This window comes from Micrococcus sp. ACRRV (genome assembly GCF_022346985.1).
Taxonomy (GTDB): Bacteria; Actinomycetota; Actinomycetes; order Actinomycetales; family Micrococcaceae; genus Micrococcus; species Micrococcus porci.
The window spans coordinates 1-8456 of the sequence record NZ_JAKRNH010000105.1; the positions used below are offsets into that span (position 1 = coordinate 1).

Below are 8456 nucleotides of genomic sequence, written 5' to 3' on the forward strand. Positions count from 1 at the left end.
CCCTACCAACGTGCGGCAGGTCGGGCGGGATGCGGGGGCTGACATCCGCGGCGGGGCGCGGCTAGGGTCCGGGGGCATGAGCATCGACAAGGACCTGACGCGGAAGTTCAACGAGCAGATCACCCTCGAGTTCGAGGCGTCCATGGTGTACCGCCAGCTGGCGATCGCCGCGGACATGCAGGACCTCTCCGGCATGGCCGCGTGGTTGCGGCACCAGGCCGACGAGGAGATCGTGCACGCCAACAAGTTCATCGACCACGTGGTGGACCGCGAGGCGAGCGCCGTGATCGGCGCGATCCCCGCCCCCGACGTGCCGGAGCACATCACCCCCGTGCAGATCTTCGAGGCCGCCCTCGCCCATGAGCGGAAGGTCTCCGAGGCCATCCGGGAGCTCTACCGCGCGGCCGAGGCCGCCGGGGACCTCTCCTCCCGGCCGCTGCTGAACTGGTTCCTCGAGGAGCAGATCGAGGAGGAGGCCACCGTCGGCGAGATCGTGGGCCAGCTGAAGCTGGTGGGCGAGGACGGCTCCGGCCTGCTCCGCATCGACTCGGCCCTCGGCGCCCGGCCGGTGGAGACCACCGAGAACGCGGGCTGACCACTCGCTCCCCCGCGGTCCGCTCCGGCCCGGTCCCGTCCTGAGGGTCCGGGCCGGGGGCGTGCCGGTCCGCGGCAGTCGGTAGGCTGACCCCGCGCCGCGTGCGCCGACGCCCGCGCGTCGTCCCGTCCCACCTCACAGGAGGAAGAATGAGCGGTCTGGTCGCTCTGCTCGACGACGTCGCCGCCCTGGCGCGCCTGGCCGCCGCGAGCGTCGACGACGTCGCCGCCGGTGCGGCGAAGGCGTCCGCGAAGGCCGCCGGCGTGGTGGTCGACGACGCCGCGGTCACGCCGCAGTACATGGAGGGCGCGGCGGCGCAGCGTGAGCTCCCGATGATCCTGCGGATCGTCCGGGGGTCGCTGCGCAACAAGCTCGTCTTCATCCTGCCGGGCCTGCTGCTGCTGGACTGGCTGGCCCCGTGGGCCCTGCCGTGGCTGCTGCTCGCGGGCGGCACCTACCTGTCCTTCGAGGGCGCCGAGAAGGTGTGGCACAAGCTCACGGGCCACCACGAGCCGCAGGAGGACACGCCTGCCGTGGAGCAGGGCCCCGAGGCGGAGGACAAGGTGGTGCGCGGCGCCATCACCACGGACTTCATCCTCTCCCTCGAGATCATGGTGATCTCCATGAACGAGGTCTCGGACCAGGGCTTCTGGATGAAGGCGGCCATCCTCGCCATCGTCGCGGTGGTCATCACCGTGGCCGTGTACGGCGCGGTGGCGCTGATCGTGAAGATGGACGACGTCGGCCTGCACATGCACGAGAACGCGCACACCTCCGGCGCGCGCAGGTTCGGCCTCGGCCTGGTCAAGGCCATGCCCGTGGTCATGGGCGTCATCTCCGTGATCGGCACCGTCGCCATGCTGTGGGTCGGCGGCCACATCGTGCTGATGGAGCTCGCCACGCTCGGCCTGCCGTGGCTCTACGAGCTGCAGCACACCATCGTCCACGCGGTCGAGGGCGCCGGATCCGTCATCGCCTGGCTGGTGGAGACCCTCACCTCCGCGATCTGGGGCCTGGTCTGGGGCTCGCTCGTCGTCGCGGTCGTGGGTCTCGTGCGTCGGCTGCGCACATGAACCCTTCCGCGGGGACGTCGGGAGGCGTGTTCACCGCACGGCAGCGCCGCGTCCTCGCGGTGCTGCTCGTCCCGGTCTTCATGTCCCTGCTGGCGGTGTCCAGCATCAACGTGGCCCTGCCCTCGCTGCAACGCGGCCTGGGCGCCTCCGACGCCGAGCTGCAGTGGTCCATCTCCGGGTACACCCTGGCCTTCGGCATGGTGCTGGTGCCGGCCGGGCGGGCCGGGGACCTGCTGGGGCGGGCGCGCCTGTTCCGGATCGGCGTGCTGGGCTTCGGCCTCGGGGCGCTGCTGTCCGGCCTGGCCCCCTCCGGTCTCCTGCTGGTGCTGGCCCGCGTGCTCATGGGAGTCGGGGCCGGCCTCCTCAACCCGCAGGTCAGCGGATTCATCCAGGCCGAGTTCGAGGGGCAGGCCCGGGCTCGGGCGTTCGGTGCGCTGGGCTCCACGGTGGGGGTCTCCGTGGCGGCCGGGCCCCTGCTGGCGGGCGGCCTGATCGCCGTGCTCGGAGGGGACCTCGGCTGGCGCGCCACCTTCCTCGTGAACGTGCCCATCGCCCTGGCCGCGGTGCTGATCGCCCGAGGCTGGCTGCCGGAGGAGTCCCCCGCGCCGGCCGGCCGCCGCGACTTCGACCCCGTGGGCGTGGCACTGCTGGCGTCCGCGCTCGTGGCCGTGATGCTCCCCTTCCTGGACCGGGGGCTGGGCCCGTGGCGCTTCGCCCTGCTCCCGCTCGGCGCGGCCCTCGCCGCCGGCTGGGCGGTCTGGGAGCGCGGCTACCGCGCCCGCGGCCGGGCACCGATGGTGGACCTGTCCCTGTTCGGCCTGCCGGGGTTCCGCAACGGCGCGCTGATGATCGGGGTCTACTTCACCGGCTCCACGAGCCTGTTCATCGTGGTGGCCATGTTCATGCAGAACGGGCTGGGCTACGGGGCGCTGCAGGCGGCCCTGGTGGGCCTGCCCTCCGCCGTGTGCTCGTCCGTCATGGCCACCGTGGCGGGGCGCCTGGTGCTGCGGGCCGGGCGCCGCCTGGTGGTCGTGGGCGTGAGCCTCGTGCTGGCGGCCGTGGTCGGCTCGATCGGCGTGGTCGCCGCCCATCAGGCGTTCGGCCTGAGCCCCTGGTGGCTGCTGGCCACCCTGGGACTGTTCGGCATGGGCCAGGGCCTCACCGTCTCCCCCAACCAGACCCTCAGCCTGGCGGAGGTCCCCCGGCCGCAGTCCGGGACGGCGGGCGGGATCCTGCAGACCGGGCAGCGGGTGGGCACCTCCGTCGGCTCCGCCGTGATCGTGGGCGTCTACCTGGGCGTGGCGGGCACGGGCGGTCCCGACCGCGGGTTCATGGCGGCCCTGGGCCTGATCGCGGTGTCCATCGCCGCGGCGCTCGCCGTGGCCGTGGCGGACCAGCGTCGCCGTGCGCGCCAGGGCGGACGCTGACGGGACGGCCCGCCGCCGGCGGCCCGGCTCAGTCCGCCGTGAGGAAGGTGCGCACCGCGGAGACGAACGCCTCCGGCTGGTCCGCGTGGACCCAGTGGGAGGCGCCCCGCACCGTCACCCGCACGACGCGCGGGAACAGCGCCTTCATCTCCGGCGCGTCCCCGTCTCGGATGTAGTCCGAGTCGGCGCCGCCGAGCCACAGCACCGGGCGGTCGAAGACACGGTCCGGGTCCTCGGGGACCACCGGGTCGGGGAACGCGCCGATCTCGTCGAGGTGCTCGAAGAGCATCCGCACGTTCGGCTGCCACGCGAAGTGGCCGTCCTCGCGGCGCAGGTTCTGCAGCAGGAAGCCGCGGACCCGCGCGTCGTGCACGTGCTCGGCCATGGCCGCGTCCGCCTCGGCGCGGGACGTGTAGGAGGCGAGGTCCATGCGCAGCATCGTCCCGAGCAGGTGGACGAACTCCCCCGTGGCCGAGGGCGACATGCGCGGGGAGATGTCCACGACGACGAGGCGCTCCACGAGCTCGGGGTGGCGCAGGGCGAGGACCATCGCAACCTTGCCGCCCATCGAGTGGCCGAGCAGGTGGACCGGGCCGTCGGCGGCGAGGCCAGCGCGGAGGTGGTCCGCCACGCGGTCCGCCATGTCCTGGTAGTCGACGGCGTCGGTCCACGGCGACTGCCCGTGGTCCGGGAGGTCGATCAGCTCCACCGTGAAGTCGTCCGCGAGCGCGGTGGCCACGCCGGTGAAGTTGCGGCCGCGGCCCATGAGCCCGTGCAGGAACGCGACGCGGCGCGAGCCCTCCCCGATGCGGGTGGAGGCCAGGGGGGCGTCGGACGGGGCGGAGGCGGCGGTCGTGTTCACCCGACTCAGGCTAGCGCGGGACCACGTCGGCACCTCCCCCGCCTTACAGTCTACTCGACCCTCTGAGATGGGCGGGAAAAGTGTCATACTGACCAGAACAGTCCTGCCAGTCCGCCCCGGGAGGTCCCATGCCGGTCGCTGAGGCCCGCGTCAGCGTCGCCGTGTCCACGGCCGTCTTCGGCGTGCGCCCGGATGCGCACGGCGTGCCCCGCCTCTGCGTCGCCCTCGTCCCGCGGATGCGCGAGCCGTTCCTGGACCGGTGGGCGCTGCCGGGCGCGTGGCTCGGCGCGGACGAGGAGCTGGCCGACGTCGCCGCACGCGTGGCCGCCGAGTGCGTGCCCGGCCCCGTCCGTCGCCTCGAGCAGCTGGCGGCGTTCGGCGCCGTGGACCGCTCCCCCACCGGACGCGTCCTCACGGTGGCCCACTGGGCGCTCAGCCCCACCCCGGACGACGACGGCGCCGCCCCGGCGTCCCGCCCGGACCCGGACGTGGCAGGGCTGCCCATCGGGGTCCACGTGCGCTGGCACCGGGCCGACGCACCGCCCGCGCTGGCGTTCGACCACGCCCAGATCCTGGCGGCGGCCGTGGCGCGCCTGCGCGCGGACCTGCCGCGAGCCGGCGTCGGGCACGCGCTGCTGGGGCCCTCCTTCACCCTCGCCGAGCTGCGCGCCGTGCACGAGGCCGTCCTCGGCCGCGGCCTCGACGCCGCCAACTTCCGCCGCGCCACCCTCGCGGCCGGAACCCTCGAGGAGACCGGCGAGGTCCGCGACGGCACCCCGCACCGCCCGCCCAAGCTCTACCGCTACCGGCCTGCCGGGCCCGGGACCGACCCCAATCCCGCCGGGCCGGACGCCAGCCGCTGACCCACCAGCCCCGACCCAGGAGTCACCCATGACCACCCCGACCGGGACCACCGCCTCGGTGGCCCGCACCCTGACCCTGATCGACAAGGACGCCGCGCGCGGCTCCTCGTGCTCCCCCGACCTGACCCGCGGCCCCTGGGCGTTCGACGCCGGCCTGCCCGCCTACGGCCCCGGCGCATCGCAGGACGACGCCGTCCCGGCCGACGCCCCCGTGCAGGGCCGCATCCCCGAGGAGTACCAGCGGGCCTCGGACGAGGAGCTCCACGCCCGGATCAGCGCGGCGCGGCAGACGCTCGGCGAACGCGTCGTCGTGCTGGGCCACTTCTACCAGCGCGACGAGGTCGTCCAGCACGCCGACTTCGTGGGCGACTCCTTCCAGCTCGCGCGGGCCTCCCAGGGCCGGCCCGCGGCGGAGGCGATCGTGTTCTGCGGCGTGCACTTCATGGCGGAGACCGCGGACCTGCTCTCCACCCCGGACCAGGCCGTCATCCTGCCCAACCTCGCCGCCGGCTGCTCCATGGCGGACATGGCCGACCTGGACTCGGTCGAGGACGCGTGGGAGCAGCTCGAGGCGGTCTACGGCACCGAGCCGGACGACGACGGGCGCATGCCCCTGCTGCCCGTGACCTACATGAACTCCTCCGCGGCCCTCAAGGGCTTCGTCGGCGAGCGCGGCGGCATCGTGTGCACGTCCTCCAACGCCTCGGCCGTGCTGGACTGGGCGTTCGAGCGTGCCCAGCGCGTCCTGTTCTTCCCGGACCAGCACCTGGGCCGGAACACGGGCCGCGCCCGGGGGATCCCACTCGAGCAGATGCCGACGTGGAACCCCCGCCTGCCGCTGGGCGGGAACTCCGAGGACGCCCTGCGGGAGGCGAAGGTCCTGCTGTGGCACGGCTTCTGCTCGGTGCACCGCCGCTTCACCGTGGCGCAGATCGAGCAGGCCCGCGCCGAGCACCCGGACGTCCAGGTGATCGTGCACCCCGAGTGCCCGCTGCCCGTGGTGGAGGCCGCGGACTCCTCCGGGTCCACGGACTTCATCGTCAAGGCCATCCAGGCGGCGCCGGCCGGCTCGACCTTCGCGATCGGCACCGAGATCAACCTCGTGCAGCGCCTGGCCGCCCAGCACCCCGAGCACACGATCTTCTGCCTCGATCCCGTGATCTGCCCGTGCTCCACGATGTACCGCATCCACCCCGGCTACCTCGCCTGGGTGCTCGAGGAGCTCGTGGCCGGCCGCGTGGTCAACCGGATCACCGTGCCCGTGTCCGTGGCCGACCCGGCCCGCACCGCGCTCGAGCGGATGCTGGCCGTCGCGCCGAAGCAGTCCGCCGCGCAGTCCGCCGCGCAGTCCGCCGGGGCCGGGACGTGACCCCGGCCGACCGTGCCCCGGCGACGCCGGCCCCGCAGCCGGACGTGGAGCGGATCGTGGCCGCGGCGCTCGCCGAGGACGCGCCCTGGGGCGACGTCTCCTCGGAGGCATTCGTCCCGGAGCAGGCCCGGATCACCGCGCGCGTGGTGGCCCGCGAGGCCGGGGTGCTCTCCGGCACGAACGCCCTCGAGGCCGCCTTCCGGCTCGTCGACCCGGCCGTGTCCGTCACCCTGCACCTGGCCGACGGCGCCGACCTGTCCCCCGGCGCCGTCGTCGCCGAGGTCGCGGGCCCCGCCCGCTCGGTGCTGCGGGCCGAACGCGTGGCGCTGAACCTCGTCCAGCGGCTGTCCGGGATCGCCACGACGACGGCCGCCCACGTGGCCGCCGTGCGCGCCGGCGGCGGGCACGCACGGGTGGTGGACACCCGCAAGACCACCCCGGGTCTGCGCGTGCTCGAGCGGCAGGCGGTGCGGGACGGCGGCGGGCACAACCACCGCTCCAGCCTCTCGGATGCCGTGATGCTGAAGGACAACCACCTGGCCGCGCTGGGGTTCGGCGGCGCCGGCGACCCGGGCGAGGCCCTCACCGCGGCCCTGCGCGCCGGGATGGCCCGCCTGCCGCACACCACCCACGTGGAGGTGGAGGTCGACCGGCTCGAGCAGATCCCGGCGGTGCTCGCCGCCGGGGTCGGCACGATCATGCTGGACAACTTCTCGCCGGCCGAGCTGCGGGCCGGCGTCGAGCTCGTGGCGGGCCGCGCCGTCGTCGAAGCCTCCGGCGGGGTGAGCCTCGAGACGATCGGGGCGATCGCGGCCACGGGCGTGGACGTGATCTCGGTGGGGGCGCTGACCCATACCGTCCGGTCCCTGGACCTGGGCCTGGACGCCGTGGTCGAGGAGGTCTCGCCGCGCCGATGAGCACCATCCTGGACCTGGACCACGCGGCCACCGCGCCCGTCCGGCGCAGCGCGCTGGAGGCGATGTGGCCCGCGCTCACGGGCGTCTACGGCAACCCGTCCTCGGCGCACGAGGCCGGCCGGGCGGCGGCGGCCCTGCTCGAGGACGCCCGCGCGCGGGTGGCCCGCGCGATCGGCGCCCGGGCCGGGCAGATCGTGTTCACCTCGGGCGGCACGGAGGCCGACGCGCTCGCCGTGCTCGGCACGGTGCGCGCCCGGATCCTCGCCGGCCGCCCGGCGGGCCACGTGCTGACCACGGGGATCGAGCACAGCGCGGTGCGGCAGTCCTGTGACCAGCTGGCCCGGCTGCACGGCGTCGAGGTCGAGCACCTCGCGCTGGACCGTGACGGCCTGACCTCGGCGGACGACCTCGCCGCCCGCCTGCGCCCGGACACCGCGCTGGTCAGCGTGCACCTGGCCCACAACGAGGTGGGCACGGTGCAGCCGGTGGCCGAGCTGGCCGCCGTCGCCCGGGAGGCGGGCGTGCCGCTGCACGTGGACGCGGTACAGGCCGCGGGGCAGATCCCGGTGGACGTGCGCGCCCTCGGGGCGGATCTCGTGGCGCTGTCCGGGCACAAGGTCGGCGGGCCCAAGGGGGTCGGCGCACTGTGGGTGCGCCCGGGTCACGCCCTGGAACCGCTCGTGCCCGGTGGCGGCCAGGAGCGGGGTCGGCGGTCCGGGACGCAGAACGTGGCCGGCGCGGCCGGGTTCGCGGCCGCCTTCGAGGAGGCCGAGGCGGAACGCGCCGCGGCCGCGGACGCGTGGTCGGGGCTGCGGGACCGGTTCGCGGCGCGCGTGCTCGACGGCGTCCGGGAGCTCGTGCCCGACGCGCGGCTGACCGGCCATCCCGCGCGGCGGCTGCCGCGTCACGCCTCGTTCGTGCTGCCCGGCGTGAACGGCGAGTCGGTGCTGGAGGAGGCGGCCCGCCGGGGCGTGCTGGCCTCGGCGGGATCCGCGTGCTCGGCCCACGACGCCGAGCCGTCCCCGGCCCTGCTCGCGCTGGGCCTCAGCGAGGACGAGGCCCGCACGGCCCTGCGCTGCACGTTCGGCCCGGACGCCGACGCCCCGCTGCTCGACGCCGCCGCGGACGCGATCGTCGACGCCGTCCGGACGGTCACCGCCCTGCGCTGAGCGGCCCCGGGCCGGTCGACCCCGATGCCGCCGGGGGCCGGCGTCGGAAGTTCACCCGGGGGTCAGCCCGACGCCACATGTCCCTCGCCTGCGTGCCCCACCCTGGCTCCGTGAAGCAGACCACCGCACCCCTGTCCCACTCCGCCTCCCGCCGTTCGGTGCTCGCCGCGGCGTCCGCCGC

Annotated in this window: 8 protein-coding genes; 7 read left to right on the plus strand and 1 reads right to left on the minus strand. The window is 75.0% G+C overall.

Features of this window, described 5'->3' with window-relative positions:
- The first annotated feature begins 76 nt into the window (after positions 1 to 76).
- The 3 genes from MHY29_RS09995 (at position 77) to MHY29_RS10005 (ending at position 3095) form a co-directional block, all read left to right on the plus strand.
- Positions 77 to 595: a ferritin gene (locus tag MHY29_RS09995; RefSeq protein ID WP_224356709.1), complete on the plus strand. Its 519-nt coding sequence runs from the start codon at positions 77 to 79 to the stop codon at positions 593 to 595.
- A 149-nt stretch (positions 596 to 744) separates the two neighbouring features.
- The gene (locus tag MHY29_RS10000) at positions 745 to 1668 is read left to right on the plus strand and encodes a DUF808 domain-containing protein (protein WP_224356708.1); all 924 of its coding nucleotides are present in this window, start codon (positions 745 to 747) and stop codon (positions 1666 to 1668) included.
- Positions 1665 to 3095 carry an MFS transporter gene (locus MHY29_RS10005; protein WP_224356707.1) on the plus strand — a complete coding sequence of 477 codons (1431 nt, stop codon included), beginning with the start codon at positions 1665 to 1667 and terminating at the stop codon, positions 3093 to 3095. Before MHY29_RS10000 ends, MHY29_RS10005 begins: the two co-directional genes overlap by 4 nt.
- Positions 3096 to 3123: 28 nt before the next feature.
- Here the strand turns inward: MHY29_RS10005 and MHY29_RS10010 are convergent, their stop codons facing one another.
- On the minus strand, positions 3124 to 3957 hold the full coding sequence (locus MHY29_RS10010; protein ID WP_224356706.1) for an alpha/beta fold hydrolase: 834 nt from the start codon (positions 3955 to 3957) through the stop codon (positions 3124 to 3126).
- 128 nt (positions 3958 to 4085) lie between these two features.
- On the opposite strand from MHY29_RS10010, the gene MHY29_RS10015 reads away from it, so the two are divergent.
- The 4 genes from MHY29_RS10015 to MHY29_RS10030 are packed head-to-tail and all read left to right on the plus strand — an operon-like array spanning position 4086 to position 8275.
- A complete protein-coding gene (locus MHY29_RS10015) occupies positions 4086 to 4820 on the plus strand; it encodes a DNA mismatch repair protein MutT (protein ID WP_239240869.1) in 735 nt (244 codons plus the stop codon).
- Between the two features lie 28 nt (positions 4821 to 4848).
- Entirely contained in the window at positions 4849 to 6189 is a 1341-nt protein-coding gene (gene nadA, locus MHY29_RS10020; protein WP_224356704.1) for a quinolinate synthase NadA, read from the plus strand.
- Positions 6186 to 7106, plus strand: a complete 921-nt coding sequence (gene nadC / locus MHY29_RS10025) for a carboxylating nicotinate-nucleotide diphosphorylase (protein ID WP_224356703.1) — start codon at positions 6186 to 6188, stop codon at positions 7104 to 7106. The genes nadA and nadC overlap by 4 nt, the downstream gene beginning before the upstream one ends.
- Positions 7103 to 8275 (plus strand): cysteine desulfurase family protein, encoded by a 1173-nt coding sequence (locus tag MHY29_RS10030; RefSeq protein ID WP_224356702.1) that lies wholly within the window; start codon positions 7103 to 7105, stop codon positions 8273 to 8275. Before nadC ends, MHY29_RS10030 begins: the two co-directional genes overlap by 4 nt.
- Positions 8276 to 8456: the final 181 nt, after the last annotated feature.

Excerpts from the sequence above, each read along its gene's own strand:
- MHY29_RS10005 (WP_224356707.1), top strand. The coding sequence starts at position 1,665 with ATGAACCCTTCCGCGGGGACGTCGGGAGGCGTGTTCACCGCACGGCAG.
- MHY29_RS10015 (WP_239240869.1), top strand. The coding sequence starts at position 4,086 with ATGCCGGTCGCTGAGGCCCGCGTCAGCGTCGCCGTGTCCACGGCCGTC.
- MHY29_RS10030 (WP_224356702.1), top strand. The coding sequence starts at position 7,103 with ATGAGCACCATCCTGGACCTGGACCACGCGGCCACCGCGCCCGTCCGG.
- nadA (WP_224356704.1), top strand. The coding sequence starts at position 4,849 with ATGACCACCCCGACCGGGACCACCGCCTCGGTGGCCCGCACCCTGACC.
- MHY29_RS10000 (WP_224356708.1), top strand. The coding sequence starts at position 745 with ATGAGCGGTCTGGTCGCTCTGCTCGACGACGTCGCCGCCCTGGCGCGC.
- MHY29_RS09995 (WP_224356709.1), top strand. The coding sequence starts at position 77 with ATGAGCATCGACAAGGACCTGACGCGGAAGTTCAACGAGCAGATCACC.